This is a genomic window from Microbispora siamensis (genome assembly GCF_016863095.1).
GTDB classification, from domain to species: domain Bacteria; phylum Actinomycetota; class Actinomycetes; order Streptosporangiales; family Streptosporangiaceae; genus Microbispora; species Microbispora siamensis.
Genome location: NZ_BOOF01000028.1, coordinates 37,127 through 63,569, shown reverse-complemented (window position 1 = coordinate 63,569; position 26,443 = coordinate 37,127). Strand labels below are relative to the sequence as shown.

General features: G+C 70.2%; 27 protein-coding genes and 1 pseudogene. 15 read left to right on the top strand and 13 right to left on the bottom strand.

Annotated elements, in window-relative coordinates; translation table 11 throughout:
* Nucleotides 1-310: 310 nt before the first annotated feature.
* The 6 genes from Msi02_RS23010 to amaP are packed head-to-tail and all read left to right on the top strand — an operon-like array spanning nt 311 to nt 2,932.
* Nucleotides 311-787, top strand: coding sequence for an Asp23/Gls24 family envelope stress response protein (locus tag Msi02_RS23010; RefSeq protein ID WP_204050207.1), 477 nt, complete (start codon nt 311-313; stop codon nt 785-787).
* A complete protein-coding gene (locus Msi02_RS43400) occupies nt 784-1,206 on the top strand; it encodes an Asp23/Gls24 family envelope stress response protein (RefSeq protein ID WP_239108626.1) in 423 nt (140 codons plus the stop codon). The genes Msi02_RS23010 and Msi02_RS43400 overlap by 4 nt, the downstream gene beginning before the upstream one ends.
* 2 nt (nt 1,207-1,208) lie before the next feature.
* Nucleotides 1,209-1,394, top strand: coding sequence for a hypothetical protein (locus Msi02_RS23000; RefSeq protein ID WP_079318989.1), 186 nt, complete (start codon nt 1,209-1,211; stop codon nt 1,392-1,394).
* Entirely contained in the window at nt 1,391-1,705 is a 315-nt protein-coding gene (locus Msi02_RS22995; protein ID WP_079318969.1) for an Asp23/Gls24 family envelope stress response protein, read from the top strand. The genes Msi02_RS23000 and Msi02_RS22995 overlap by 4 nt, the downstream gene beginning before the upstream one ends.
* Nucleotides 1,706-1,727: 22 nt before the next feature.
* Nucleotides 1,728-2,336, top strand: coding sequence for a DUF6286 domain-containing protein (locus tag Msi02_RS22990; RefSeq protein ID WP_204050206.1), 609 nt, complete (start codon nt 1,728-1,730; stop codon nt 2,334-2,336).
* Between the two features lie 17 nt (nt 2,337-2,353).
* Nucleotides 2,354-2,932: an alkaline shock response membrane anchor protein AmaP gene (amaP, locus tag Msi02_RS22985; RefSeq protein ID WP_079318967.1), complete on the top strand. Its 579-nt coding sequence runs from the start codon at nt 2,354-2,356 to the stop codon at nt 2,930-2,932.
* 116 nt (nt 2,933-3,048) lie between these two features.
* On the opposite strand, the gene Msi02_RS22980 is transcribed toward amaP, so the two are convergent.
* The gene (locus tag Msi02_RS22980) at nt 3,049-3,411 is read right to left on the bottom strand and encodes a DUF488 domain-containing protein (protein WP_204050205.1); all 363 of its coding nucleotides are present in this window, start codon (nt 3,409-3,411) and stop codon (nt 3,049-3,051) included.
* 190 nt (nt 3,412-3,601) lie between these two features.
* Here Msi02_RS22980 and Msi02_RS22975 point away from each other — a divergent pair, with 190 nt between their 5' ends.
* A complete protein-coding gene (locus Msi02_RS22975; protein WP_143737670.1) occupies nt 3,602-4,729 on the top strand; it encodes a glycoside hydrolase family 12 protein in 1,128 nt (375 codons plus the stop codon).
* A 55-nt stretch (nt 4,730-4,784) separates the two neighbouring features.
* Here Msi02_RS22975 and Msi02_RS44015 read toward each other — a convergent pair whose 3' ends face one another.
* Complete coding sequence (locus tag Msi02_RS44015) at nt 4,785-9,041, bottom strand: discoidin domain-containing protein (RefSeq protein WP_275414167.1); 4,257 nt, start codon at nt 9,039-9,041, stop codon at nt 4,785-4,787.
* Between the two features lie 477 nt (nt 9,042-9,518).
* On the opposite strand from Msi02_RS44015, the gene Msi02_RS22965 reads away from it, so the two are divergent.
* Nucleotides 9,519-10,466, top strand: a complete 948-nt coding sequence (locus Msi02_RS22965) for a GerMN domain-containing protein (RefSeq protein ID WP_204050203.1) — start codon at nt 9,519-9,521, stop codon at nt 10,464-10,466.
* On the opposite strand, the pseudogene Msi02_RS22960 reads toward Msi02_RS22965, so the two are convergent.
* Nucleotides 10,360-10,983 (bottom strand): annotated as a pseudogene (locus Msi02_RS22960) (DUF1963 domain-containing protein); the annotation flags it as partial. The gene Msi02_RS22965 and the pseudogene Msi02_RS22960 overlap by 107 nt on opposite strands.
* 147 nt (nt 10,984-11,130) lie before the next feature.
* Nucleotides 11,131-11,274 carry a hypothetical protein gene (locus tag Msi02_RS22955; RefSeq protein WP_204050201.1) on the bottom strand — a complete coding sequence of 48 codons (144 nt, stop codon included), beginning with the start codon at nt 11,272-11,274 and terminating at the stop codon, nt 11,131-11,133.
* 233 nt (nt 11,275-11,507) lie between these two features.
* Here Msi02_RS22955 and Msi02_RS22950 point away from each other — a divergent pair, with 233 nt between their 5' ends.
* Together Msi02_RS22950 and Msi02_RS22945 are read left to right on the top strand one after the other, a co-directional pair.
* The gene (locus Msi02_RS22950) at nt 11,508-12,563 is read left to right on the top strand and encodes an endo-1,4-beta-xylanase (protein ID WP_204050200.1); all 1,056 of its coding nucleotides are present in this window, start codon (nt 11,508-11,510) and stop codon (nt 12,561-12,563) included.
* 736 nt (nt 12,564-13,299) lie between these two features.
* Nucleotides 13,300-13,779 carry a hypothetical protein gene (locus Msi02_RS22945; protein WP_204050199.1) on the top strand — a complete coding sequence of 160 codons (480 nt, stop codon included), beginning with the start codon at nt 13,300-13,302 and terminating at the stop codon, nt 13,777-13,779.
* 5 nt (nt 13,780-13,784) lie between these two features.
* Here Msi02_RS22945 and Msi02_RS22940 read toward each other — a convergent pair whose 3' ends face one another.
* Nucleotides 13,785-15,743, bottom strand: a complete 1,959-nt coding sequence (locus Msi02_RS22940) for a hypothetical protein (RefSeq protein WP_204050198.1) — start codon at nt 15,741-15,743, stop codon at nt 13,785-13,787.
* Between the two features lie 30 nt (nt 15,744-15,773).
* Nucleotides 15,774-16,040, bottom strand: a complete 267-nt coding sequence (locus Msi02_RS22935; RefSeq protein ID WP_204050197.1) for a hypothetical protein — start codon at nt 16,038-16,040, stop codon at nt 15,774-15,776.
* Between the two features lie 357 nt (nt 16,041-16,397).
* Between Msi02_RS22935 and Msi02_RS22930 the strand changes: the two genes are divergently transcribed.
* Nucleotides 16,398-16,817: a group I truncated hemoglobin gene (locus Msi02_RS22930; RefSeq protein ID WP_204050196.1), complete on the top strand. Its 420-nt coding sequence runs from the start codon at nt 16,398-16,400 to the stop codon at nt 16,815-16,817.
* Nucleotides 16,818-16,974: 157 nt separating this feature from the next.
* Nucleotides 16,975-18,279, top strand: a complete 1,305-nt coding sequence (locus tag Msi02_RS22925; protein ID WP_204050195.1) for a glycoside hydrolase family 36 protein — start codon at nt 16,975-16,977, stop codon at nt 18,277-18,279.
* Nucleotides 18,280-18,363: 84 nt separating this feature from the next.
* Here Msi02_RS22925 and Msi02_RS22920 read toward each other — a convergent pair whose 3' ends face one another.
* Both Msi02_RS22920 and Msi02_RS22915 read right to left on the bottom strand, forming a co-directional pair.
* Nucleotides 18,364-19,578 carry a helix-turn-helix domain-containing protein gene (locus tag Msi02_RS22920; protein WP_204050194.1) on the bottom strand — a complete coding sequence of 405 codons (1,215 nt, stop codon included), beginning with the start codon at nt 19,576-19,578 and terminating at the stop codon, nt 18,364-18,366.
* The gene (locus tag Msi02_RS22915) at nt 19,565-20,380 is read right to left on the bottom strand and encodes a hypothetical protein (protein ID WP_204050193.1); all 816 of its coding nucleotides are present in this window, start codon (nt 20,378-20,380) and stop codon (nt 19,565-19,567) included. The genes Msi02_RS22920 and Msi02_RS22915 overlap by 14 nt, the downstream gene beginning before the upstream one ends.
* A 149-nt stretch (nt 20,381-20,529) precedes the next feature.
* On the opposite strand from Msi02_RS22915, the gene Msi02_RS22910 reads away from it, so the two are divergent.
* Complete coding sequence (locus tag Msi02_RS22910; RefSeq protein WP_204050192.1) at nt 20,530-21,453, top strand: DUF72 domain-containing protein; 924 nt, start codon at nt 20,530-20,532, stop codon at nt 21,451-21,453.
* Here Msi02_RS22910 and Msi02_RS22905 read toward each other — a convergent pair.
* Nucleotides 21,438-22,106, bottom strand: coding sequence for a class I SAM-dependent methyltransferase (locus Msi02_RS22905; RefSeq protein ID WP_239108625.1), 669 nt, complete (start codon nt 22,104-22,106; stop codon nt 21,438-21,440). The genes Msi02_RS22910 and Msi02_RS22905 overlap by 16 nt on opposite strands.
* A gap of 83 nt (nt 22,107-22,189) precedes the next feature.
* Here Msi02_RS22905 and Msi02_RS22900 point away from each other — a divergent pair, with 83 nt between their 5' ends.
* The gene (locus tag Msi02_RS22900; protein WP_204050191.1) at nt 22,190-23,359 is read left to right on the top strand and encodes an acyltransferase family protein; all 1,170 of its coding nucleotides are present in this window, start codon (nt 22,190-22,192) and stop codon (nt 23,357-23,359) included.
* Nucleotides 23,360-23,377: 18 nt separating this feature from the next.
* Here the strand turns inward: Msi02_RS22900 and Msi02_RS22895 are convergent, their stop codons facing one another.
* Nucleotides 23,378-23,998 carry a phosphatase PAP2 family protein gene (locus tag Msi02_RS22895; RefSeq protein WP_239108624.1) on the bottom strand — a complete coding sequence of 207 codons (621 nt, stop codon included), beginning with the start codon at nt 23,996-23,998 and terminating at the stop codon, nt 23,378-23,380.
* A 153-nt stretch (nt 23,999-24,151) separates the two neighbouring features.
* Between Msi02_RS22895 and Msi02_RS22890 the strand changes: the two genes are divergently transcribed.
* Nucleotides 24,152-24,316 (top strand): hypothetical protein, encoded by a 165-nt coding sequence (locus tag Msi02_RS22890; RefSeq protein WP_204050190.1) that lies wholly within the window; start codon nt 24,152-24,154, stop codon nt 24,314-24,316.
* Between the two features lie 58 nt (nt 24,317-24,374).
* Here the strand turns inward: Msi02_RS22890 and Msi02_RS22885 are convergent, their stop codons facing one another.
* The 3 genes from Msi02_RS22885 to Msi02_RS22875 are packed head-to-tail and all read right to left on the bottom strand — an operon-like array spanning nt 24,375 to nt 26,425.
* Nucleotides 24,375-25,271 carry an oxidoreductase gene (locus Msi02_RS22885; RefSeq protein ID WP_204050189.1) on the bottom strand — a complete coding sequence of 299 codons (897 nt, stop codon included), beginning with the start codon at nt 25,269-25,271 and terminating at the stop codon, nt 24,375-24,377.
* A 16-nt stretch (nt 25,272-25,287) separates the two neighbouring features.
* Nucleotides 25,288-25,968, bottom strand: a complete 681-nt coding sequence (locus Msi02_RS22880) for a TetR/AcrR family transcriptional regulator (protein WP_204050188.1) — start codon at nt 25,966-25,968, stop codon at nt 25,288-25,290.
* A 7-nt stretch (nt 25,969-25,975) separates the two neighbouring features.
* Nucleotides 25,976-26,425, bottom strand: a complete 450-nt coding sequence (locus tag Msi02_RS22875) for an SRPBCC family protein (RefSeq protein ID WP_204050187.1) — start codon at nt 26,423-26,425, stop codon at nt 25,976-25,978.
* Between the last annotated feature and the right edge of the window lie 18 nt (nt 26,426-26,443).

Below are 26,443 nucleotides of genomic sequence, written 5' to 3'. Positions count from 1 at the left end.
CCGAAGCGCCTCTCCGCACATCCGTCCGTCTCGCCGTGCGGCGCTGCGATCCGACTGAACGGTATGAATGCCCTAGACAGGAACAGAAAAACTCGATCCCGTACATACCGGGCAGTTTTGGTCGGACTTGATCTCCCCCTTAGGGCCATCCGTTCTGGCCCTCCCCGGGCTCGCCGGTCTTGGCGTTTTGGAGGGGTTCCGATGACCCAACCTCGCCCCACCTCGGATGATTACTGTGTGCAAACCGGGTATCACGGGCCTGTATCGGCGGTAAGCGGTACCTACCGCGCACGTGAAGCCGGAGAGTCACATGACCGAGACCAGAACGTCGACCGCGACCGTCGAGCACGCACCCGGACGGTCCCTCGGGACGCAGGGTGGCTCCAGCCTGGTGACGGAGCGAGGCCGCACCACGATCGCCGACGAGGTGGTCGCCAAGATCGCCGGAATGGCGGCCCGCGAGATCGACGGAGTCCACGACTTCGGCACCGGCACGGCCCGCGCGTTCGGCGCGATCAGGGGCGCGCTCGGCGGGGAGGACGGCGTCACCCGCGGCATGTCCGTGGAGGTCGGCGAGCGGCAGGCCGCCGTGGACATCCACCTCATCGTCGAGTACGGCGTCGCGATCCCCGACCTCGCGCAGGCGGTGCGGAGCCACGTGATCCGGGCGGTGGAGCGCATGTGCGGGCTGGAGGTCACCGAGGTCAACATCGCGGTCGACGACGTCCACCTGCCGAGGCAGCAGGAGCAGCAGGCGCCCGCGGACGGGGAGCCGCGGGTCCAATGAGCGCCGTTCCGGAGAGCGCGGGGGCGGAACACGGCCGCCAACGGGTCCCGGTGCCCGAGCCCGCCGGGCGCGGCTCCCCGGAAGCCCCGCCGCCGGAGCGGGACGGCCACACCGAAGCGGAAGAGGAACACCAGGTCTCCGCCCGCCGGATCGCCGACCGCGTGCTCTCGTGTCCCGACGTCGCCGACCTGTCCCGGGGACCGTTCGGCGTGGTGGCGACGTACCTGCCCGGCGGCCTCGTCCCCGGCGTCGCCGTACGGGACGACGCGATCGAGGTCGACATCGTCGCCCGGTACGGCAGGCCGCTGCCGGAGGTCGCCGACCTGGTCCGCGACGCGATCGGCGACCTGGCGGCCGGCCGCAGGGTGGACGTGACGATCGCCGACGTGGTCAGAGACGACGGCGGAAGGAAGGAATGATCATGGAAGGCTATCCGCTCTGGGGCCTCGCGGGGCTGCTGTTCGGCACGGTGCTGGGGGTGGTCGGGGCCTTCGGCGGCCTCAGCGCGTTCATCATCGTCCTGGTCCTCGGCATCGCCGGGTTCCTCGTCGGCCTGGTGCTCGAAGGCGGCGTACACATGCCGCAGATGCACCCGAGACGGCAATGAGCGAGCCCGCGGCGCACGGGACGACGACGATCTCCGACCGCGCCTTCACGAGGATCGCCGAGAAACTGGCGAGCGAGGACGAGCACGTGACCGGCCTGCCCCACGTGTCGGCGTCGGTGTGCGGGGCGGTCGCTGCGGTCCACTGCGATCTGGCCGTGCGTTATCCGGCGCCGGTGCCGCGGCTGGCCGCGAAGATCCGCGAGCACGTCCGGCGGCGGCTGCGCGAGCTGACCGGCATCTCCGTGGAGAACGTGGACATCGAGGTCGTGGAGCTCGTGCCCGAGCGGAAGACCGGGCGCAGGCCCGTGTGAAGGCCCGAGCGGAGGGGTGGCGATGACCGAAGGCCGAGGCCCGTCTGAGAAGGTGCCGCGCTTCGTCCCGATGCGGGGGTTCGGGGGCGGGGGAGCCTCCCAGGCCTTCCGGCCCAGCCGGGGGCTGCCCGCCGCGGTCGCCGCGCTGGCGCTGCTGGCGATCGGCGGCCTCACCGCCGTCCACGTGGTCTCCGCGCTGGTGGGGCTCCCCGTCAGGCTCGTGCCGTACGACCAGTGGGCCCGCTGGGCGAGCACCACGCGCTGGGACGACGGCCGGGCCCTCGCGGTGGCCTCCGCGCTGGCCCTGATCGGCCTGGTGCTGATACTGATCGCGGTGGTCCCCGGCCGGGGGCGGATGATCCCGCTGCGCACGGGAGATCCCGACCTGGTGGTCGGCCTGCCGCGCCGCGCGCTGGCGCGGGCGCTGAGCGCCAGGGCGAACCAGGTGGACGGCGTGCGCTCGGCCGGGGCGCGGATGCGCGGCTGGCACGCGGACGTGTCGGTCCGGACGGACCTGCGCGACACGACGGCGCTCGGAGAGCGCGTGCGTGCGGCCGTCGAGGACGAACTGGCCCGGCTCGCCCCGGCCCACCGCGTCTCGCTGGACCTGCGCGTCCACGGCCCGTCCTAGGCGAAGGAGGCAGGACCGTGAAGACGAGATCGGGCAAGGGCAACCGAGCGGGCCTGGCGTTGTTCGGCCTGGTCCTGCTGGCCGCGGGCGGCCTCGCGCTCGCGCGGGCGCTGGGCGCCTTCGGCGACGCCGCGGTGCGAGAGCCGGTGGTGGACGCCGGGGCCAGGAACCTGGCGGCGACGGCGCCCTGGTTCTGGCCGGTCGTGGCCGCCATCGCATTCGTGATCGGGCTCGTCGGACTGGCCTGGCTGCTGGCGCTGCTGCGGGTTGACCGGCCGCGGCGGCTGCGCCTGGAGTCGGACACGTCCGGGGTCACCGAGATCGACGCGCATCCCGCGAGCGAGGCCCTGGCCGAGCAGGTCAGCGCCTATCCGGAGGTGCGCCGGGCGCACGCCGTGCTGCGCGGCTCGTCCGACGACCCGCACCTCGACCTCGGCGTCTCCGCCGTGGAACCGGCCGACCTCGGGGCGCTGGTCACGCGGTTGCACGACGAGGCCGTCCCGGACCTGCGCACCACACTCGGCCTGCGCCGCCTCCCGGCGATGGTCCGGCTCAACCTCACCGGCGGCGGCCGCAGGACCCGCGCGGTCCACTGAAGCCGGAACACCGAGCCGCCGGCACAGCGAGTCGGCGGCGGGGGGCGGCACACCGTGTGCCGTCCTCGGCGGTCGTCACAGATCGTCGTTCTTGGTGCTACAGGTCACGAGGTGGATCACTGCAACGAGCGGCCGGACAGAACCTCGGCGAGGACGGCGGCCTGGCTGTGCTCGACGTCCCTGGTCGCGGTGAGCAGGGTCAGCGGTCCGCTCTCCATGAGCCGGCGCAGCCGGTCGAGGGCGGCGTGCCGCTCGGGATCGTCCAGCTCCGCGAGGTAGCGGCTGCGGAACTCGCCGAACCTCTCGGGGACGTGGCCATACCAGGAGCGCAGGGCACTGGACGGCGCCACGTCCTTGACCCATTCGTCCAGGTGAGCGGCCTCCTTGGTGAGGCCGCGCGGCCACACCCGGTCGACCAGCACCCGCGTCCCGTCCCCGGGCGCGGGGTCCTCGTACACGCGGCGGACCGTGACGGACATCGCCCTCACCTCCTCCTGGCCATACTCCCCGGCGAGTGGTCGCGCACGCCGGTGGCCGGCGGCCGGACAGGACGTGTAAGTGAAAGTTTCACTTTCCGTAAGGGCGTTGTCGCTGGTCGGGGTTTCGTCCAAGTTGTCGATCAAATCGGCCCATGTCGCCCGCCTTGCCCCGATGTCTATCGTCCGGGACATGAAGATGCGAATGATCACGGCGGGCCTCGCCATGCTCGGCTCGATCGCCGCGTCGCTCGTCGTCGGTCAGGCGGCGCACGCGGACACGACGATCTGCGAGAAGTACGGATCGACCACGATCCAGGGCGGCAAGTACGTCGTCATGAACAACGTGTGGGGGAGCAGCGCCCCGCAGTGCATCAACGTCACGAACACCGGCTTCACGGTGACGCAGGCGGGGCACAACAACACGGGCGGCACCCCGGCGGCGTATCCGGCCATCTACGCCGGCTGCCACTACGCCAACTGCTCCACCGGCAGCGGCCTGCCCCTCCAGGCGAGCGACAGCCAGTTCAACACGGTCCAGACCAGCGTCAGCATGAGCTACCCCGGCTCGGGCGTCTACGACGCGGCGTACGACATCTGGTTCGACCCGACGCCTCGCAAGGACGGCCAGAACACGGGCGCGGAGATCATGGTGTGGCTCAACCACACCGGCTCGGTGCAGCCCGTGGGCTCCCGAGTGGGCACGGCGAACATCGCCGGCGGCACCTGGGACGTCTGGGAGGGCAACATCGGCTGGAACGTCATCTCCTACGTCCGCACCTCGCCGACGAACTCGATCAGCTTCGCCGTCCGCTCGTTCTACGACGATGCGGTGAACCGCGGCTACGCCCAGCGGTCGTGGTACCTCACCAGCGTCCAGGCGGGATTCGAGCCCTGGGTGGGCGGCACCGGCCTCGCGGTGAACAACTTCTCCTACAGCATCGGCGGTGTGGTCCAGAGCCCGTCGCCGACGCCCACCGCCAGCCCGACCCCCGGCAACGGCGGCGGCGCCTGCCGGGTGAGCTACAGCAAGAACGAGTGGCAGGGTGGCTTCACCGGCAACGTCACCGTCACCAACACCTCCTCCAGCCCGGTGAACGGCTGGACCGTCGGCTTCTCCTTCCCGAACGGCCAGAAGATCACCGGCTACTGGAGCGCCGACGTCACCCAGAGCGGGTCGTCGGTGACCGCGAAGAACCTGTCCTACAACGGCTCGATCCCGGCGGGCGGCAACGTCTCGTTCGGCTTCCAGGGCACCTGGAGCGGCTCGAACGGCAACCCGACCGGCTTCACGCTGAACGGCACCCGCTGCTCGTCCTGAACAGCATGAAAAAGCGCCGCCGGAGGGACGTCCCTCCGGCGGCGCCGTCACGTCATCAGGGGTTGATGTTGATCGTGAAGGTGGACGTCGTGTTCTTGATGTCCTGGTAGTTGTCGCTGAGCTTCAGGTTGTTGAAGGTCACCGACCCGACCGCCGGTCCCTGGTCGGGCTCCGGCAGCTCGTTCGCCCAGAGGGCGAAGCCCGACTTCGCGTCGAACGCGTCGCCGCTCTTGTGCGCCCCGGAGATCGAGATGTTGGTGAGGACGGTGTCCTTGATCGGGTTGACCGGCTGGCCGCCGAGGTACTGGGTCTGGAACATGATCCCCGAGTACGTCGGGTCGACGATGTCGACGTTGCTGATCCGGATGCCCTGGAACACCTTCGAGGCGGAGAACAGCCAGATCGCCGGGAAGGTCTGCTGGCCCCAGAAGTGGCCGCCCGCACGGACGATCGAGATGTTGTCGAACACCGTGGGCGGGCTCGCGCCGAAGCCGTTCATCGGGTAGCCGAAGTCGAGCGAGCTGATCGTGATGCCGGAGTAGGTCAGCGTGTCCGCGATGTAGATGTTCCTGAAGGTGTTCGCGTACCCGCCGTACACCGCGATGCCGGCCGCGCGCCACGGCAGGATCGCGGTCAGGTTCTCGTAGACGTTGTTCTTCTCGTCGGCGCCTCCCGCGTCGATGGCCGAGAACAGCGCGAAGCTGTCGTCGCCGGTCGTCCTCGCCTCGTTGTTCGAGACCAGGTTGTCCGTGCTGCCGTTGGTCATGTTGACGCCGTCGGCGAAGGTGTCACGGATCCGCGAGTTCTTGATCGTGATGTTGTCGGTGTTCGCGCCCCAGTACATGCAGACCTGGTGCTCGACCCAGATGTTGTCGATCGTCATGTTGGCGACGTTCTGCCAGTCGAACACCTTGCCCGGCCCGTCGATGCGGCTGGTGTAGTTGCCGAAGTAGGCGAACCCGGAGAACGTCGAGCCGTTGGCCGACGACTCCGCCCGGAAGCCGATGTCGGTGTTCTCCTGCGTCGAGGGCGCGTAGAACCGGGTGAACCACGGCCCGGCGCCGACCACCTTGACCGCCTTGCCGTACACCTGGAACTTGCCCGACGTCTGGTAGTCGCCCGGCGGCAGGTAGACGCCCACGAGCTTGCCGGTGGTGTCCATCCGCACCTTGTCGAGCGCGTTCTGCACGTCCTGGTGGGTGAACCCGGTCGGCACGGCGTACGTCGCGGGGTCGGGGTTGGGGATCACCGACGCCTGCTCCAGGTTCACGAAGTCGATCGCGTACGTGGAGGTGTTGGCGGCATCCTTCTGCAGCCGGATCTTGCTGCCCTTCGGGACGGTCGTGCCGAGCAGGACGTTGGCCTCGTCGTAGATGTGCCGCGGGCCGCCCGCGCCCGGCGAGTTGCCCGGGCTCGCCTCCGGGCCGTACAGCCACGCGTACTTCGAGGTCAGGTTGATCGCCTTGAGGAAGGTGCCGTCGACGTAGACGTTCAGCGTGGCGTCGGTGCCGCCGCCGCCCGCCGCGTCGGGGATGGAGAAGCGGGTGACCAGGGTGTTCGTGTCGGCCCTCGTCGTCCACTCCACGTAGCTGCCGGTGGTGGTGAGCCGCACGGCCTTGCGGCCGGACGCCTCGCCGGCCAGGTCGCCGATGGTCCGGTTCGGGCCGACGACCGTCGCCCCGCCGCCGGTCACGCCGTCCTCGGCCTCGTACATGTCGTACGGCATGTTCGCGCCGCGGCCGACGAAGAACGGCAGCGTGGAGGTGTTGTTGGCCTGCTTGACCGGCAACTCGTTCGCGTCGGCGGCGAGCACGGTCTTCACCGTGTATCTGCCGTTGGCGGCCGTCCACGTGCCCAGGGTGACCGGGGCGGTGGTGGCCCCGGCCGCGATCGCGCCGCTGTAGGAGCCGGTCAGCGTCTTGACCACGGTCCCGGAGTCGTTGGCGATCGTGAGCGTGATGCCGTGGGCGCCGCCCGCCGAGGCGACCGTGCCCTGGTTCTTGATCGCGACGGTGAACGTCACCGTGCTGCCGCCCGCCGGGTTGCCGGGCGACCAGCTCACCGGGGAGGCCACCAGGTCGGAGCTGTCCACCGGCTTCACGACCAGCGGGGTGGGGGCGGTGAAGGCGTTGTTGGTCTCGTTCTGCTCGATGACCGCGTTCGATTCGTCGACCTTGGCGCTCAGCGGGTAGCTGCCCGCGTCGCGCTGGCCGATGTTCGCCGTAACGGTCGCCGAGGCACCGGCCGCGAGGGCGCCGACCGAGGCGGTGCCCACCTTGGTCCCGCCCAGGTAGAAGTTGACGTTGGTCGCACCGGAGCCGAGGCTGCCCGCGTTGCGCACCGTCGCCGACAGCGTGACGGCGTCGGTCTCGACCGGGGAGGCGGGGGAGGCCGACAGGGAGGTGATGGTCAGGTCGGGGTTGGGCGCGGGGGAGCCGATCACCTGGAACTCGGCCACCTGCCCGGCGGGGGCGCCGGAGTTGGCGGTGAACTTGAGCTGCACGTCGGCGACCGTGCCGGAGACCGGGATCGTCACCGTGTTGCCGGTCGCCGGGTTGAAGGTGTAGGTCGCCGCGCCGGTCAGGTTGGTGAACCCGGACGCGCTCTGCTCGCGGCCCAGCACCTGGATCGTCTGCGTACGCGTGGACCAGGCGGCGTCGGGGTTGAGCTTCAGCACGACCGAGCTCACGACCGCGTTGGCCCCGAGCTGGACGGTCAGCGTCTGCGGGTACGAGCCGCCCGCGCCCTCCCAGTAGGTCGTCACGTCGTTGTCGTTGGCGTTGGTGGCGACGTACGTGAACGTGGAGGAGGAGGCGGTGATCGGCTTGCCGACGGCCATGTTCGAGCCGCCGCCCGTGCCGTTGCGGGTGACGGTGTTGCTGTTGATCGACTCGTTGCCGGCGGCGTCCTTGGCCCGCACGTAGTACGACACGGTGGCGCTCGTGGGCTGCGTGTCGGTGTAGGTCGTGACGTTCCCGGCCACGCTGCCGCGCAGCGCGTTGTTCGCGTAGACGTCGTAGCCGGTGACGCCGACGTTGTCGGTGGAGGCGGTCCAGGTGAGCTTGACCTGCCCCGGCGTGGTCTCGGTGTAGGCGAGGTTGCCGGGAGCGGTCGGGGCCTGGGTGTCGCCGGTCGCGCCCTTGCGGGTGACGGTGTTGCTGTTGGCCGACTCGTTGCCGGCGGCGTCCTTGGCCCGCACGTAGTACGACACGGTGGCGTCGGCCGGCTGGGTGTCGGTGTAGGTCAGGACGTTCCCGGCGACGCTGGTGCGCAGCACCCCGTTGGCGTAGACGTCGTAGCCGGCGACGCCGACGTTGTCGGTGGACGCCGACCAGGTGAGCCTGATCTGGCCGGCGCCGGGCTCGGTGTAGGCGAGGTTCGAGGGCGCGGTCGGGGGCTGGGTGTCACCGGTGGGCGCCGGGCCGTACACCTCGAACTCGGAGATCTGCGCGGCCGGCCAGGCGGTGTTGGCGGTGACGTTGATCCGGACGTACCGGACGTTCGCGGTGGAGAAGCTGATCGTGACCGTGTTGCCGCTCGCGGGGTCGAAGGTGCGGCCCGCGGAGGCGGCGAGGGTGGAGAAGTTCGTGCCGTCGGCGCCGCCCTGCACGGCCAGCGTCTGGGTGCGGGCCTCCCAGGTGGGCGGGAGCTTCAGCACCACCTTGTCGACCGCGGTCGAGGCGCCGAGGTCCACCTGGAGCCACTGGGGGAAGGCGTTGTTGGCGCTCTCCCAGTAGGTGGCCTGGTTGCCGTCGTTGGCGTTGCCCGCGCCGTACACGTCGGCGTGCGCGCTCTCCTTCATGGTCTTGCCGAGCGCGAGGTTGCCGGAGGCGGTGGCGGCGCCGTACACCTCGATCTCGGACAGCTGCGCCGCGGGCCACCCCGTGTTGGCGGTGATGTTGATCCGGACGTACCGGGTCGTGGTCGCGGTGAAGCCGATCGTCACCGCGTTGCCGGAGCCGGGGGAGAAGGAGCGGCCGGCCGAGCTCACGATGGTGTTGAAGGAGGACCCGTCGGTGCTGCCCTGCACCGACAGCGTCTGGGTGCGGGCCTCCCACGACGCCGGCAGCTTGAGCACGACCTGGTCGATGCTCGTCGCGCCGCCGAGGTCGACCTGTGCCCACTGGGGGAAGGCGTTGTTCGAGCTCTCCCAGTAGGTGCCCTGGTTGCCGTCGTTGAGATTGCCCGCGACGTACGGGCTGTTGCTGCTGCTCGCGGTCACGGTGCGGCCGGCGGCGAGGTTGGGGCCGCCGGCGGCGGAGGCGGGGGAAAGGGGAGCAGCCACGGCGAGCAGGCAGGCCGCGGCCACCACAGCGATCAAGCGCAATAACGGGACATGCGTTTTCGACATTTGCGTTCCTCTGTCCGGCAGGAACCGACCGGCGGGTCGTCCGATCCGCGGTCGTGGGGGGATTTCGGAGATCGGGGCTCGACGGGGTCGCGGCGGCGACCGGTTGCCCACTGCCGTGGCCGACATCACCTCATGTCCTTTCATGCGAAAGGTGACGGTGGCGGGGCGCACGGACGCAGTGCTTCCTGCCGGAACTTGCGGAGAACCGCAAAGTCTCGATTTAGTGCTGCAAATTTCTTACATTAGGTTGCCCAGATGTTACATAGGGCCCACCGCGCCGTCAATGGGTCGGAAAGGCCGGATGGAAGGTGACAGGTCTGTGCCGTCCCCGATGCGGGTCTACCTGGGGATACTTCAAGTGGGCGGCGGTCCGGAACCGGTCGCGCGCCCGCCCGCGGGTCCCCCAACTCGCGAAAGGAACCCGGCAGAGGAGCCCTCATGTTTCTGCCCCCCAAGCGCTCGCTCGCGGCGTTGGCCGTGCCGCTGGTGAGCCTGACCGCGGCGTTGGCCGTGCCGCTGGTGAGCCTGACCGCGGCCCCGGCCGCCGCGACACCCGTCCCGTCGAACGCGGCCGTTCACGCGGCCCCGCGCGTGGCGACCCTGGTCGACGTGCGCGCCTCGCACCAGCCCGGACTCGACCGGGTCGTCTTCGAGTTCCGAGGGCCGCTCCCGCCACGGCGCGACGCCGGCTACGTGTCCCGGCTGATCGCCGACGGCTCGGGCCACACGGTCCCGGTGGCCGGGGACGCGATCCTCGGGCTGCGCTTCGGCGGCGCGACCGGCCACGACGACCACGGGCGCCCCACCTACGGGCCCGCCCGTGAGACCCTCGCGCTGCCCGGCGTGATCCAGGTCGTCAACGCGGGCGACTTCGAGGCGGAGCTCACGTTCGGCATCGGCCTGAGCAGGAAGGCGCCCTATCGCGTCTACACCCTCACGCACCCGAGCCGGGTGGTCGTGGACATCAAGACGCCCTACCGGACGGTGCCGGTGCGGACGTACTTCCTCGACTCCCGGGCGTACGCGGCGGGGCGGCGGCCGTACACGGCGGCGGTGTCACGGCCGGTGACGCCGCCGTCCACCGCGCGCGGCGCGCTCCAGCGGCTGTTCGCCGGGCCGACGCAGGCCGAGTACGCCAAGGGGCTGCGCTTCGTCGCCTCGGGAGCCACCGGCGTCCGCTCGGTCGTCGTCCGTGACGGGGTCGCCCACGTGCGGCTCACCGGTTCACTCGGCAGCGGTGGGTCGGCGTTCACGGTCGCCGATGAGATCACACCCACGCTCAAGCGGCTTCCCGGCATCCGCTGGGTGAAGATCTACGATGCCCACGGCCGCACCGAACGCCCGAAGGGGCGGTCCGACTCCGTTCCGGAGAGCCTGGAACCGTGACGGCGGGAGGGCCGGGGCGACCCGGCCCTCCTTCTTCGTCCGTGACCACCGGGGTCAGTGCCCCTGGACGGTCGGAGTATCCGCCCACCTGGTGCGGCGGCCCGTCCCTTCCCCCGTCTTCGAACAGCTGGAGCTGCTGCTCGAAGACCTCACCGGTGTCCTCGTCCAGCACGTGGTGCCACACCATGTCCTCGGCCTGCTTGAGGCTCCCGAAGACGTCCACGAGAGCGGGGTGGTTCCGCGGCGGCCAGGTCGGCTCGGTGACCGCGGCGAGCGGCAGCTCGGCGTACACCGTGACTCGGTCGTCGGGCACGGGCCGCTCGGCGACGGCGCTGCCGTACGGCACGTAGATCACCTGGGTCTCGTCCGCCGTGGCGAAGAACAGCAGCGTGTCGGTCTCGGGCAGGGCGATGTCCACCTCGTAGCGTGCGAGCTCCCCGCAGTCGAGCTCGGCCAGGAACGACAGCGGCCGGCCCCCGCCGGGCAGGGACGGCCACGCCATGCCGTCCGGCAGGTTCGGGAGACCCGAGCCGCCCGACCGCGATCTCCCCGTCCTCGGCGGCGGACAGCCGGATGGCGGGCCGTGACAGCCCGATCAGTCGCTCCGCGCTCTCCGCCGGCAACTCCTCGCGTACGAACTCCGCGAAGTCGATCACCCAGTCCTTCATGCCGCCCTCATGCTTTTCGAGTACGACAGACGCGCCGCCGTTGCCTTGCGCCGTACGTCGCCACCCTGCCCGCCCGCCGCGACCTGTTCCTCGGGCGGGAGCGGTACGACGCGGAGGTCGACGGCCAGATGTCTCTTCACGGCCTCTCCGTTGAAACTTTCCGGACTTGACTGGGTTGTTGTCGACTCTCCGCTGGCGTTTTAGCTGGTAATTCTCGGATTTGTCATCCGGTATTGACCCGGAGCGGGTCGGTTCGTAGGGTACGTCAACAGAAAAGTTAGGGGATTGTTTCGAAAAGTTTCGGCTTGTGGAGCATTCCCGGCTCGTGCATCTGGACGTCCGACCCCGTACCCCCGACCGGAGGACCTTCCTCATGCTGCACAGATTCGCCGCGGCCCTCGCCGCGGCCGGGCTCGTCACCGCGCTCGCGGCGGCCCCCGCCTCCGCCCACCCCGACCGGCACCACGACAAGACCCTGGGTGAGCTGGCCGCCGCTTCGCATCGCTACCTCGGCTCGGCCACCGACAACCCCGAGTTCTCCGACGCGGCGTACCTCAAGATCCTCGGCAGCGAGTTCAACTCGACCACGGCGGGCAACGCGCTCAAGTGGTACGCCACCGAGCCGCAGCAGGGGGTGTTCGACTTCACCCAGGGTGACCAGGTGCTCGACTTCGCCCGCCGGCACCACATGTCCTTCCGGGCGCACACGCTGGTGTGGCACAGCCAGCTCCCCGACTGGCTGAACAACGGCACCTTCACCGCCGACCAGCTCCGGGCGATCCTCAAGAACCACATCTTGACCGAGGCGCGCCACTACCGGGGCAAGGTCTACTCGTGGGACGTCGTCAACGAGGCGTTCAACGAGGACGGCACCTACCGGGACACGATCTTCTACCGGACGCTCGGTCCCGGCTACATCGCCGACGCGCTGCGCTGGGCGCGCCAGGCCGACCCGCACGCCAAGCTCTACCTGAACGACTACAACATCGAGGCCGTCGGGCCCAAGAGCGACGCCTACTACAACCTGGTGAAGCAGCTCAAGGCCCAGGGCGTGCCGATCGACGGCGTCGGCTTCCAGGGGCACCTCGCGCTCCAGTACGGCTATCCGGACACGCTCCAGCAGAACCTGCAGCGTTTCGCCGACCTCGGCGTGGACGTGGCCATCACCGAGCTGGACATCCGCATGTACGTCCCGGCCGACGAGGCCAAGCTCGCGACCCAGGCGGACTGGTACGCCAGGGTGACCAAGGCGTGCCTCGCCGTACGTCGCTGTGTCGGCATCACGATCTGGGACTACACCGACAAGTACTCCTGGATCCCCGCCTTCTTCGAAGGTGAGGGCGCGGCCCTGCCGTACGACGAGAACCTCCAGCCCAAGCCGGCCTACTACGCGATCCGCGACGCCCTGCGCGACGCCGGAAGGCACTGACCCTCCCCATGACGGTGCCCGCGCCCATCGGGGGCCGGGCACCGTCTCGCCTCCTGCCGTTCTCCGAACGCTTTCACCTGGCCCGGGCCCCTTCGCACCAGGCGGTGTCATCGCTCTGCCGCTCTCAAGGCCTCCTCGATGCTCTGCCCGCTCTGAAGGCGGAGGGGGCGTAGAGCGGCGGACAACTTACGTAGGTCCTGAACGGCGTAACGGTTGACGGCCAGGGCATCGGGCACCGCGGGACCGCGAGCCGCTCGGCGCCCTCCACGTCACCCGCGAGGGCATGGGCGCGCGCCAGGCAGGTCCCGAACCACGCGCGATCACGCCGGTACGCCTCGGGCAGGGTGACCAGTCCGCGGTCGAGGAATCGCACCGCGCGCTGTGTCAGGCCATCGCGCGGCAGGAGAGCATCACCGAACAACAGGCCCCCGAGCGCGGCATCTCTCGGCCGGACAGCGCCGCGAGAGGAAGACCGGCTGAGCCGGCCGAGCCCGGATGAGCGGCCGGAAGCGGGAGGCGGGCCACTGCTGCCCGGCCGCCTGAGCCGCCCGCCTGCCGGAAGCCCCCGTGACTGCAGGCGGGCCCCGAACCGGCCCCGAGGTCCGAGGCGCGCACCTCGGAGCCGTCGAACTTGACGCAATCCGAATGAGCGACCGATTCAATCGATGGGATGACGAGAGGCGATGATTTAGGTCAAGATTGCTTTGTCCGTCGGTCGGCTGATGGAGGTAGAGGCGTGCGCGTTGCACGAGTGACGGTAGCGTTTCTCCTGATCGGCTGGGTCGTTTCGGGTTGCGGCACCGGCCCCACCCTCCAGGCCGCCTCCACCGAGCTTCAGAAAGACCTGGTACGCCTGGAAACCGACGACGTCTTCAAGAACCCTCTCAAAAAGCTGCGGATAGTGGATCGTCCAGACAGGGATCTTCCTTGCGACAAGGGAAAATTTCAGCGGGTGCTGCGCGCGACGGCTGACGAGGACCGCAAAACTCCCGACGTAGATGGTCACCTGGACCTTGCTCAGACGTTGATGGAGAATACGTTGTCCCAGGTCCTTCACTACAAGATGACTTATGACTTGTCCCAGATGGACTGGAAGGACGCGCGATTGATCGAGGGCAGGAAGGAGTCCCCCGGCATCACAGTCAAGGTTATCGTGGTGCCAGAGTCGCCGACTTGGCGCTTGGTCGCGGAAACTGATTGCCTCCCGCGTTCATAGGAGCATCATCCCCAGACCTTGATGAGTTCCTTGGCGTTATCATTGACAACATTTCGTGAGGCGTTCTCTAGCTTGTCGTCGAAGGCCTTGTTGGAGTCCATCCATCGCTCGTATGGGGTCAGTTTCGTTCTGAGGAGATTCTCCCAGCTCTTTCCGCTGTGGGCCGCCTCCTGCTTGGCCTCAATCATCAACTCGTCGAAGGTCTTGAGATGGCCCGTTCTGGCACTGATCAGCTCTGCCGGTGGTTTGCTCGCCGGGTAACCTGCCTCGTGTAGCAGGTATGCCATGTCGTACTTCTGCCGGAGGGTAAAATTCGCCCGAGCATCGGTCAGCGCCTGAACGCGTGTCTCGAAACTGGCCGCCCAGTTGTCGAGCAACTTGCTCACGGCGTATGTTTTCGTCAGTGTCCATCCCGCCTCGATGACGGCACCTGCTATCGGAATTTGGTCAATGCCCAGGCCCATGGTGTTCTTGGTGAGGTCTCTGATCAGGCTGTCCGTAGCGTCCTTCTCACCTCGGACCTCAAGCGCCGCCTTGAACTCAAGCCCGCCGAGATCACCGAACATCTGCGCTGCACGACGAAACCAGTCTTCGTTTCCTTTGATGTCCAGCTGGGCGGCTTTCGTCAGGATTTCATAGCGGAAATTGGCGGCGGTCTTGTCGAAGTCGTCGGTGAGCCGCTCCTCGCCGGCGAACGTCTGGAGGAAGCGGTATGTGTCGCCGGGGCTCAGATAGAAAGCGGGGGTGACGCCCGGGATCGGCAGCCACTCGTCGGGCCGGGTCATGCCGGAGGTTCGGTAGGCGGCCTTGTCGAAGCGGGCGCCGGAGGCGAGTTCGTGGATGTACGACTTGGCGATCGAGGCCATGGAGTCCCGGGCGGAGTTCGGCAGGTCCTTGCCGAAGGAGCCGGTTGCCAGGATCGCGTCCAGGGCGAACGTGGCGGCCTCCATTGAGTGCTTGCCCGGCTTCTCCGTCGTGGCCTCACTGCCCGACTCCATTACCCGGCCGAAGGCGTCGGCGACCTGGTCACCTGTCCCATGGGCCTTGGCGTAGCCCAGAAACCGCTTCATCTTCTCGACCTGGCTGAGCTTCACCCCGTCGCCGCCCATCTGGGCGAAGGCGGCGCGGGCGGCCTTGCCGTCCCCGGCCAGCACCTCCAGCGCGAGGGCGATCGTGTCGGGGGAGTAGCCGTACGCGCGGGACAGGCTCGGGCTGCCGCCACGCCACTCCTGCCGCGGGTTCTTCATGAAGTCGTCCAAAGCTAGAGCGCGGGCGGCGGCCACGCGGACATCCGTCGGGGCCTTCGCCCCGGCCAGCAGCGCCAGCCGGTTCCACGCCACACCGCGGTCGGCCGGTTTGCCGACCAGTTCGGCCTTCACCTTCTCCATCGCCGGAATGCGGCCGGGAGCACGCAGCGCGGCGCCCAGGGCGGCGCTGAAGGCGGCCAGGTCCTCCTTGGCGGTGGGGCTGCCCGTGGAGGCGAGGATGTCGGGCAGCGCGTCGCGCACCTTGGCGGGGAGGGTGGCGAAGAACGCCGCGGCCGCGGCGGGGTCCTTCGCCAGTGCGGCGACCTCCTTGATGTGCAGGTGGGCGAGCTCGCCTTTGGCCTCGACGCTGGTGGCCGGGTTGGTGAGGATGCCGGTGCCGTACATCAGGCCTAGGCCGCGGCCGGCCGCGAAGCTGTCCAGCGCGTCGGGCAGGCGGGCGAAGGTGTGGTCGCCGGTCCCGTTCAGCGCCTTGATCAGCTCGGCCCGCTCCGACAGCGTGGGAGCCTGGCTTCTGCCCCAGTCGGCGATGGCGGTGATCTGCGCGAGCGGCGTGGTGCTCACTCCGTTGGCCCGGAAGAGCCCCTCGAAGTCGGCGGCGAAGGCGGTGAGCCGGTCGGCCGCCTGACGCAGGTCGGCCGCCATGGCGTTCATCGCCGCCGGGTCGATGCCGCAGAAGTCGCCGCTCGGGGATGTCATCGCGTCCTTCCTCCCGTGCCGCCGCCGGGATCAGGGGCGTCCGGTCAGCTGGTGCCGGATGAGTTCGGCCTGGGAACGGGTCACCATCGCCGGATGCCGGTGCAGCTCCTCCTCGATCGCGTTGGTCATCTGCCGTACGAGCTGCGCCAGGCGGTGGTGCCGTTCGGCGACCTCGGTAGTCCATTTCGCGGCGGTCGGTCCCGTCCATACCTTGCCGGACTGCATCGACGCGTAGACACGCTGGTATGCCTGCCCGACCTCCTGAGATCGGTTGTGTACCTCTTTGAGAAGTTTCACCAGTTGTGCGTGGCGAGGGTTGGGCACCATCTCTTCCGCCACACCGCCCCCTGCTGCCGCCCGCCGCTCGCCCCCGCGTCGTATTTGATGTCAAAGGTAGACATCGCCCTCAAGTGTCGGCAACCCCGAAATGGCCCTATATATCGAGAGCGAATTCGCTGACGCTTTTCTTGTCGTGAAGGCGAAAACGTCCTCCCGAGTGGGACCGTATCCCCGTCTCCTTAACGTCGCCAGCGGAAACAGGCAACTACCTGGAGCGACAACCCCGTCGTCGCCCGCGGCCTTTTCGGTCGTGTCGACCGCGTGAGCGCCCGGCTACGTACGTATTTCCGCCTGGTCATCGGCCCGTAACGAAGCGTGGCGATCGTCGTGGGCAACGAGGTCACGCAGATGCGGGAGGAAAGCGGTATGGCGTCCATCTTCGATCGGATCGGCGGTTCGGACGCGGTCGCGGCCGTGGTCAATGAGTTCTACACGCGAGTCGTCGCCGACCCGATGCTGCGGGGCTACTTCGCCGACGTCGACATGGCCAAGCTCAAGGCGCACCAGCGCAGTTTCGTCGCCGCCGCGCTCGGTGGCCCGCAGGAATACCGGGGCAAGTCGATGGACGAGGCGCACGCCGGGCTCGGCATCACAGCGGAGGAGTTCGACCAGGTGGTCTTCCATCTCGCCGGGGCGTTGGAGTCGTGCGGCGTCGACGCCGAGACGATCGGCTCCATCGCCGGGGCACTGGCGCCACTGAAGGAGCAGGTCGTGCAGAGCGCCGTCGCGGCCTGAACAACCGCCGCGACGGCGCCCCCGATGCGTCCACCCGATGAGACGGCTCTTGACCCTTAACCGGTTCATGGATGAACTGGCCGGTGATGGAACCGCGATTTGAGGACGTCGCCGCCCTGGGCGTGGACCCGGCGAGGGCCCGGGTCTACGCGGAGGGTTGGCAATCCTGGAGCGTCACCGCCGCCCTTCCCCTGGCGGAGACTCCCTATCGGGTGACCTGCCGAACTCGCTGGTCATCGACTGCCACTACGGCTCCGCCCCGGACGAGGGCGTGTTCCGGGGAGAGGGGCTGCTGGCCGTCGATCCCGGGGACGGCGGGCCCGTCCACGTCTTCGGCGCCGCGAGCGCCGCGAGCGCCGAAAGCGCCGAAAGCGCCGAAAGCGTCGCGTCCCGGGTGCCGGTCATCGAGGCGCGGCGGTACGGCGGCCAGGTCGTGATCGCGTCGGACGCCCCCGTGGTCCACACGGAGCATCAGGGCGGGCTGGAGGCGGCGCTGGCCCGCTGGGGCGACGCCTTCGCCGAACCGGCCGGCGTGCGCCCGCGCCCGTCGCCGACGGTCTGGTGCTCGTGGTACCAGTACTTCTCCGAGGTCACCCAGGAGGACGTCGCCGAGAACCTCACGGCCATGGACGACCTGGCGGTCCCCGTGGACGTCGTGCAGATCGACGACGGCTACCAGGCCGCGCCGGGCGACTGGCTGACGCCCTCGGGCCGCTTCGACGACCTGCCCGGGCTGGTCCGGCGCATCCGCGAACACGGACGGCGGGCCGGGATCTGGATCGCCCCCATGGTCGTGGCCCGCAAGAGCGCGCTGTTCGCCGCACACCCGGAGTGGATGGTGACCGATCCCGCGAGCGGCGACCCGGTCTTCGCGGGTGACGTCCTCGGCGACTCCTGCGCCGCGCTCGACCTCACCCACCCGGATGCGGCCGAATACCTCGCGGACACGCTGCGGGCCATGCGCGGCTGGGGCGTCGACTACTTCAAGATCGACTTCGTGTACGCGGGAGCGCTGGAGGGCCGCCGCCACGAGGACGTGACCGGTGTGGAGGCCTACCGCCACGGCCTGCGGCTGATCCGCGAGGCCATCGGTCCCGAGGCGTACCTGCTGGGGTGCGGGGCGCCGATCCTGCCCTCGGTCGGCATGGTCGACGCCATGCGGGTGGGCCCGGACATCGCCGCGTACTGGCAGAATCCCAGCGGACACCCGTCCGAGCCCAGCCAGGCCAACGCCACCAGGAACACCGTCGCCCGGGCGTGGCAGCACGGCAGGTTCTGGATCAACGACCCCGACTGCCTCATGCTCCGCCCCGAGGTCGAACGGCGGGAGGACTGGGCGCGCACCGTCGAGCGGTACGGCGGCCTGCGGGCCTCCAGCGACCGGCTGCGCGGCCTGGACGAGTGGGGGCTGGAGACCACCCGCCGCCTGCTCACCCCCGCCGACCCCACCCCGCTCGTCTGACCCGCGCTCCCGGCTCCGCCGCTGATCTGATCCTCGACGAGCGTCGGCCGGCGGAATGAGGAGGCCGTCGCCCGGGACGCGGCCTCAGGGAACGAGTCTCAGCTCGGGACGGTGGGTGGGCAGGCCGATCAGCTCGCGTACGCGCGCCACGGGCCAGGCGAGCTCCCGGGCCAGCGCGGGCACGGTCAGCCCGGTCTCGGCCGCCGCCATCTCGAAGGCCTGGGCGAGCAGGACCGGCTGCTCGCCGGGGTAGCCCGAGACCGGCTCGGTGGCGAAGCCCGGCTGCCCGCGCAGCGCGGCGAGCCGTTGGTAGGCGCGCCCGGCCGCGGAGTCGGACAGCAGGCCGACCTCCCGGCACCGGTACAGCAGGGAGTCGACCGACACGCCCCAGACACGGCGCAGCTCCGCCAGCCGCCGCAGGTCCGCGCGGGCGGGCAGGCTGGGCAGGATGCTGTCGCGCGGCGTGAGGAACTCCGCGGCGAAGGAGTCGGCCTCGCGCTCCTGCTGGCTGTCCCCGGCCGCCGCGTCCCCGTGCAGCACCAGATGCCCCAGCTCGTGGGCGGCGGTGAAGCGATGCCGGTAGACGTCGTCGAAGCGGTTGGGCGTCAGGACCACGATGGGCCGGGGCAGGCTGGAGGTGGAGAAGGCGTCCACCGTGACTGCGTCCTCGTCGGCCTGGGGGAAGACGACGACGATCCCCCGGGACTCCATGTGCCGCACCAGGTGGCTGATCGGCCCGGTGCCGAGCTCCCAGTGGGCCCGCAGCGCTCGGGCCGCGCCCATGGGATCGCGGGGCAGGGCGCTGCCCGAGTGCACCTCGCCTCCGGCGAAGCCCGGCAGGTCCACGTAGGGGAGCCGCACCCGCTTCTCCAGCGCGTACGTCAGCTCCCAGACCTGTTCGACGAAGGCCACGGCCTTGGCGCGCTGGTAGGCCCGGGTGGAGCGCAGGCTGCGGAAGTGCGCCATCGAGCCGTCCAGCTTGCCGTGCGGGCGGCCCGGCAGGAAGAAGGCCGCGGGGACCGCGAGCACCTCGGCGAGGAGCGGGACCAGATCGGGACGCGGCCGGGTGACCCCGGCCTCGTACTGGCCGACCGCCGCGGGTGACACGCCGATGCGCTCGGCCACCTCCTTCTTCGTCAGCGCCGCCAGCCGCCGCGCCTGGGTGAGGCGGGTTCCGTCGAAGGCGTCCGACACCGCCTGCGGGCTGAGCGCCGCATTGCCGGGTGCCGGATTGCTAAGGTTGCCGGATTCGGGGGGAACGGTTTCCTCGACCAGGCGCAGCCGGTCATCGTCCTTCATCGGCGGCGGCGTCCGGTGCGTACGGTGCCTCGCTCATCGGAGGCAGGGCGGTCGCGCGCTCGTACGGCGGGCGGGGATTCAGCGCGGGAGCCGGCATCGCGCCCCGGGTGAACGCGGACGCCTCGCCGACGGGGGCCACCACCCCGGGCAGTTCGGCCGCGGGCGCCTGCCCGGCGAGCGGGATCGGCTCGCAGTGGTGCCAGCGCAGGCTGCCGGTGCGGTCGAGCAGCTCGGCCTCGCCCCACCACACGTCGAGCAGGCCGGCCTTGGCGTTGCACGCGTACGCGATGAGCACGAGGCGGGTGCCCTCGGGCAGCCGGGTGAGCGCACGGACGGCCGGAATCGCGGGCTCCGGCAGGGCGGCCTCGACGCCGCCGAGCGTGAGCTGTTCGGCCCAGGGCCGCGGGCCGAACCTGGTGAACAGCGCCTGCACCAGCCCGGACGGCCTGCCGTCGCCGATCCTGGCGTTGACCACGCTGACCGAACGGTCCTTGGCGTAGCGGAAGGGGAACAGCAGGTTGCCGCCGAGCACGACGAGCTCGTGCTGGGAGCCCGGCGGCTTGACGGTCACGACGTCGGGCATGTCCGCGAACGCGCTGGCCAGGGCCTCGAACTTGCGGGACATGAGCGTGAAGCCGAACGGGTGGAGGAGCTCGGTCCGCGCCGTCTTCTGGGCGTCCTGGGCGTTCTCCAGCGCGAGCGCCAGCGCCTCGGTCACCCCCTGGCGGATCTGCTCGGCGCGCGGGCCGAACGTCTCCAGAGCCCAGGTCGACAGCATCGCCACCTCCGGTGTGCTCCGCACGTGCTGCTCTGTCCAGTGACCGCCGGACACCGGGGGCACTTTATTTTCCAACATCATAGTCCCGCGAACGCTTCATGAGTCACGTAGGTCACAGCTCTTTTTGACCGTCGGAGACGGGCCGGGGCGGACCGGGCTCCTTATCGTGAGGTATGGGGGAGATCCTGGTCGGCACGGCGTCGTGGACCGACAAGACGCTGCTGGAGTCCGGGTGGTATCCGCCCGGCGTCACGACGCCCGAGGAACGCCTGCGCCACTACGCGAGCCGGTTCCCACTTGTGGAGGTCGACTCGACCTACTACGCGCCGCCCGCCGAGGCCACCGTACGGCTGTGGGCCGAGCGCACGCCCGCGGGATTCGTCTTCGACGTCAAGGCGTTCTCGCTGCTCACGCGGCATCCGACCCGGCCTGCCGCGCTGCCGAAGGACCTGCGGCCGAGCGGCGGCGGCAAGAACCTGTACGCCCGCGACCTCGACCCGAAGGTCGTGGACCAGGTCTGGGAGCGGTTCCTCAGCGCCCTGCTGCCGCTGCGGGAGGCGGGCAAGCTCGGGGCGGTCCTCTTCCAGTTCCCCCGGTGGTTCCCGATCGGCAGGGCGAACAAGCACTACATCCTGGAGTGCAAGCGGCGCTGCGAGCCGTTCCGCATCTCGGTGGAGTTCCGCAACCACACGTGGATGAGCGAGGAGAACCAGGCCGAGACCCTCGATTTCCTCCGCTCGTACGCGATTTCGTACGTGTGCGTGGACATGCCGCAGGGCTACCCGGACTCGATCCCGCCGGTCGTCGCGGCCACGTCCGACCTGGAGGTCGTGCGGTTCCACGGGCACAGCGACAAGTGGACCAGCCACGACATCCACGAGCGCTTCGGCTACCGCTACTCCCTCGACGAGCTGAAGCGGTGGGCGCCGAGGCTGCGCGAACTCGGCGGCCAGGCGTCCGCGACCCACGTGCTCATGAACAACTGCTACCGCGACTACGCCCAGGTCAACGCCCGCCAGCTCGCCGGCGTGCTCGCGGGCCTGCCGGACTGCGACGTACGCCCCCGGCCCGGCGACGGGCGTCAGCCGAACGCGTAGTAGGAGTCCACGGCCGCCTGGCCGGTGTAGTTCGGGCCCGCGCGGTCGTCGGCGCCGAGGTAGGACCAGGGCAGGTCGATCTGCCCACGGCCACGGCGGCTCACCCGCCTGTTCCTGGCGTCGTAGACGAGGCCGCTCGCCCGCAGCGCCGCCGTCAGCCGCCGTCCCGCGGGCGTCCCGTCGGCGCGCCGTACGCTCCGTACGTCGAAGTTGGCGGCGAACAGGCCGTCGTCGGTCAGCCAGGAGGCGGCCCGGGCGATCACACCCAGCTTGTCGCCGACGTAGTGCAGCCCGTGGACGCAGGTGATCAGGTCGAACGTCGCATCGGGGACCCATGTGGCCACCGACGCCGTGACCAGCCGCAGCCGCGGCGGCCGGGGCGGTCCGGCGAAGTAGCCGACCAGGTCCACCCCGACGATCTCCACCCGGTCTCCCAGTTCATGACCGGCCTCGAACAGCGCGTTCGCCGTGCCGCAGCACAGGTCGAGCCGCCGGACGACCCGATCGGCGCCGCGCAGGAGGGCGAGGACGTCGACGCCGAGTTCGCGCCGGTAGGCCGGAAGGCGGCGTTCGCGGTTCATGTCGCTGTTGGCCACGACCGAGGACCGCTCCAGAGCGTCGTCGTCCAGGAGCCGGAGATCACGATGGTCCATCCCCGTTTCCTAGCATCCCTGCCGAGTGCGCGGCTCACCAGGCGCGGTGCTGCCAACGCCTAATTTCGCCTAAAGTCACCTGAATGGCAGCAAACCGCGCCCGGCTGGCATGGCTTGACGCCCTACGCGGGGTCGCCGCTCCGGCCGTGGCGCTGCACCACTCGGCCTGGACCTTCGTCCCGGCCGTCTGGGGGGAGGTGGACCGCAGGGTCGACGTCGGCACCTGGGGCGTCTTCGTGTTCTTCCTGGTCAGCGGGTACATCATCCCGGCCTCGCTGGAACGGCGGGGCGACCTGCGGGCCTTCTGGACCGGCCGGGCCTTCCGGCTCCTCCCGCTGCTGCTCGCCGCGCTCGCCCTCGCGCTGCTTCTCGCGTACGCCGGGGTGTTCGCGACGTCGCCGGGCCTCGACCGCCGGCCGCCGCCGCTCGTCGCGCTGGCGAACCTCACGATGCTGCAGGAACTCCTCGGCGTCCCCTCGGTGATCAACGTGATGTGGACGCTCTCCTACGAGATGTCGTTCTACCTGATGACGGCCGGGCTGTTCGCCGTACGGCAGGCGCACAGGTCGGCGCCGATCGCCGTGGTCCTGGCGGTGGCGGCCGTGCCGCTCGGGCTGCTCATGCCCGGCGCGACGATCAACGGCGGCGCGGACCTGGTCGCCGCGCTCATGGGCGTCGCGGTGGTCCTGGTCGTCGTCGTGACCGTGGCCGCGAACGGGCGCCTCAGGACGGCGGCCGCGGTGGTCGGCGGACTGCTCGGCCTGACGCTGGTGATCCTCGGCAGCCGGATCGGGGCAGGGCCGGGCCTGGTCATCGCGGCCGTGATGTTCGCCGGGACCGCCGTGTATCGCGCCGAGCAGGGCACGCTCCGGCCGGTCCGGGCCGTCGCCGCCCTGCTGACGGTCCTCGTCTGTGGCGTACTGGTGGCCGACGAGCCCGCCTGGGCCTCGGCGGTCCTGCTGGCGGCGGGCTTCTTCGCGCTCGCGTTCGTGCTGCGGCACCGGACGTTCCCCCGGTGGCTCGCCTACCTCGGGGTGATCAGCTTCTCCCTGTACTTGCTGCACCCGCTCCTGCTGCGGGTCGTCCCGAACCTCCCGGTGTTCTTCCTCGTCCTGCTGGTCCTGGGCCACGTGGCGTACCGGTTCGTGGAGGCCCCCGGGCAGCGGCTCGGCCGCCGGCTGAACCGGAAGATCGGCACCGCCGGGTCCGAGGCCGTGAGGGGTGAGCGTGGGCCCCAGTCGGACGGTGCGTGAGCCACCGGCCGCTCGCGGTCACAGGAAGATGGCGAGCGTGAGCCACGTCGCGGCTCCGCCGACCATGGCTCCCGCGACGGTCTGAGCAAGCGTGTGATCGCGGATGACCACCCGGGACCAGGCGAGCGCGGCCACCAGTACGGCACCGGCCGCGTAGACCGGAACCGGCGGCAGGATCCACGCGAGCATCACCACGCCGCCCGCCGCCACCGCCGTATGAAAGCTGATCTTCCACCAGAGCGTGACCGGGCCGGTCACCGCCAGCGTGGAGAGCATGGCGGTCGCACCGGCGACCATCAGGCGCGGAGCGCCGAGCATCACCATCAGGGCCAGCACGGTGCCGACCAGGACGACGATCAGTGCGATCAGCTTCGGGCGTTGGGCGCGATCCTTGACGTGCTTGTCGCCGAACCGGCCCGATCGAACGCCCAGGAGAAGCACCCCCAGAGGAATCCCTCCGCACAGCGCCGCGGCCAGCGCGCCCCAGGCGACGCCCGCCCAACCGCTGGTGATCGCGCCCACCACCAGCGGTAGTCCTATGACGATGTGCGCGGGTGCGAACACTTCGGTCAGTCCACGGGCGAAACGGTTCTCTCCTTGACGACCTTCGTGCACGCCGCCGCGACCTGCCGAAGCCACTGGATCTCCCTCTCGATGTCACCGGCGAAGTCCGGTCCCGCAATGATCTCGGACGGCACGCGGAAATCGTGCAAACTCTGGCCGACGGTTGTGTGGGCGGCGCGTCCGCGGGGAACCAGCGGCTCTGATGTCGGTACGCAGAGGGGACGGGTCATGAGTGAGGACCGGGAACTCCACGACCCGCACCGTCAGGGTCATGAGGCGGGCGTGGAGAGCAGCTCCAAGATGACCGCCGAGCAGTTTCGCGAGGCGCTGGCCAAGGTGGGCAAGAGCGAGGACACCCAGTCGGCCAAGGCAGAGGCCGAGAGCGACCAGTGACCGCCATCCGGGCCGCCGGCTCCCCTGGGAGGCCGGCGGCCTTCGTGCGAGTCCCCGGTCAGCCGGCGTCGGAGACCGCGTCCAGGCGGGCCATCTCCTCGTCCGTGAGGCGCAGCGCGGCGGCGGCGACGTTCTCGGTCAGGTGATCGGGGTTGCCGGTGCCCGGGATGGCCAGCACGTGCGGCCCCTGCTGGAGCGTCCAGGCCAGCCGCACCTGCGCGGGGGTCGCGCCGTGCGCGCGGGCCACGGCGAGCACCTCCTCCTGGTCCGTGCCGCTCGCCCCCGACTCGCGGCCCTCACCGGCGATCGCGAAGAACGGCACGAAGGCGACGCCCTGCTCGCCGCAGGTGTGCAGCAGTTCGCGGCTTCGCGTGGCGCCGACGCCGTACCGGTTCTGCACGCTCACCACGGGCGCGATCGCCTGGGCCTGCGCGAGATGCCCGGGCCGGATGTTGGAGATCCCGAGGTGCCGGATGAGACCGGCCTCGCGCAACTCGGCGAGCGCGCCGAAGTGCTCGGCGATCGAGTCGAGCCCGGGCTGGCGCAGGTAGACCAGGTCGAGGTGGTCACGGCCGAGCTGGCGCAGGTTCTCCTCGACCTGGCCGCGCAACTGGTCGGGCCGGGCGAACGGCAGCCACTCGCCGGACGGGTCCCGTCCCGGGCCCACCTTGGTCGCGATGACCAGGTCGTCCGGATACGGCGCGAGCGCCCGGTTGATCAGCTCGTTGGCCGAGCGCAGCCGCGAGAAGTAGAACGCCGCCGTGTCGATGTGGTTCACGCCGAGGTCGACGGCGCGCCGCAGCACCGCGATCGACCGCTCGCGGTCGCTCGGCGTGCCGAGGTCGAAGGCGGCGCTGCCCGTCAGGCGCATCGCGCCGAACCCCATCCGGTTGACCGTGAGGTCGCCGAGCCGCCAGGACCCCGCCGCCGCCGCGCTGATCGTTTCCGTACTCATCGTTCCAGGATGCCCGTCACAGGCCGATGCTGTCGGCGAGCGCGTCCATCACGGCGGCGAGCAGGGTGGCCCCGCTGTGCCCCATGCCGGCGAACTGCCCCTGCACCTCCAGGCTCACCACGCCCTGGAGCTGGGCCCAGGCCATGACCGTCCCGGCCAGGGCGGTCGCCGGATCCCCTTCCGGGGCGAACGCGCGCACCCACTCGGCGACCGCAGGGGTCTCCTCCACCCACCGCCGCATCTGCTCCCGCAGCGGTTCGGTCCCCGGCCGGCAGTGCCCCCCGGCGAACACCGGGAGGAAGGGCCCGAGCACGTTCCGGGCCCGCATCACGCTCTCCGGGGGAGCCTCGTAGCCGGGCGAGGGCGTCCCGGCCAGCAACTGGAACAGGTGCGGGTTGGCCACCGCCCATCCGTGGAAGGCCCGGGCCAGCGCGTGCAGCCGCTCCCGCGGCGCGCCCTCGCTGACGGCGGCCCGTACGGCCGCGGCGACCTCGTCGAAACCCTCGAGGATCAGCTCGGTCAGCAGGTCGTCGCGGCTGCGGAAGTACTTGTAGATCGCCGGGCCCGTGACGCCGAGCTGTTTCGCCACCGCGTTCAGGCTCAGCGCCGCCGCCCCGCCCTCGCCGATCTGGACGAGGGCGATCTGCTTGATCTCCGAACGGACCTGGTCCCGGTAGCGCTGTCGCGGCGTTGACATCCCCTCATTATGGTGAGTGCCTCTCATCGGCGTCTCCTGTCCGCTCGAGCGCGGCGAGCCAGGCCCGGAGCGAGCCCTCCAGCGCCGCCCGCATGCCCTCGGGGTCCGCCTCGACGGGCGGGCCCGCCCACGACTCCCGGGTCCGTACGAGCACCCCGCCGTCGGTCTCCTCGAAGGTCCAGACGTGCACGCCGTCGATGCCGTGGGCCGGGCCGCCCCAGACGACGCGGCGCCCGGGGACGAGCTCGGCGACCGTCGAGGCGATGACCAGCCCGTGGGTCTCCCAGTCGAAGGTCGCGCCGACGGCGAGGTCACCGCGCAGCCGCGCCGAGGAGATGTCGGGGTTCCAGCTCGGCCAGGCGTCGATGTCGGTGTGCAGCCGCCAGACCTTCTCGATCGGGGCGTGCACGGTGGTCTCCAGCTCGACGACGACGGGGGCGTTCCGGTCGATGTCCATGGTTCTTCCTCTCAAGGG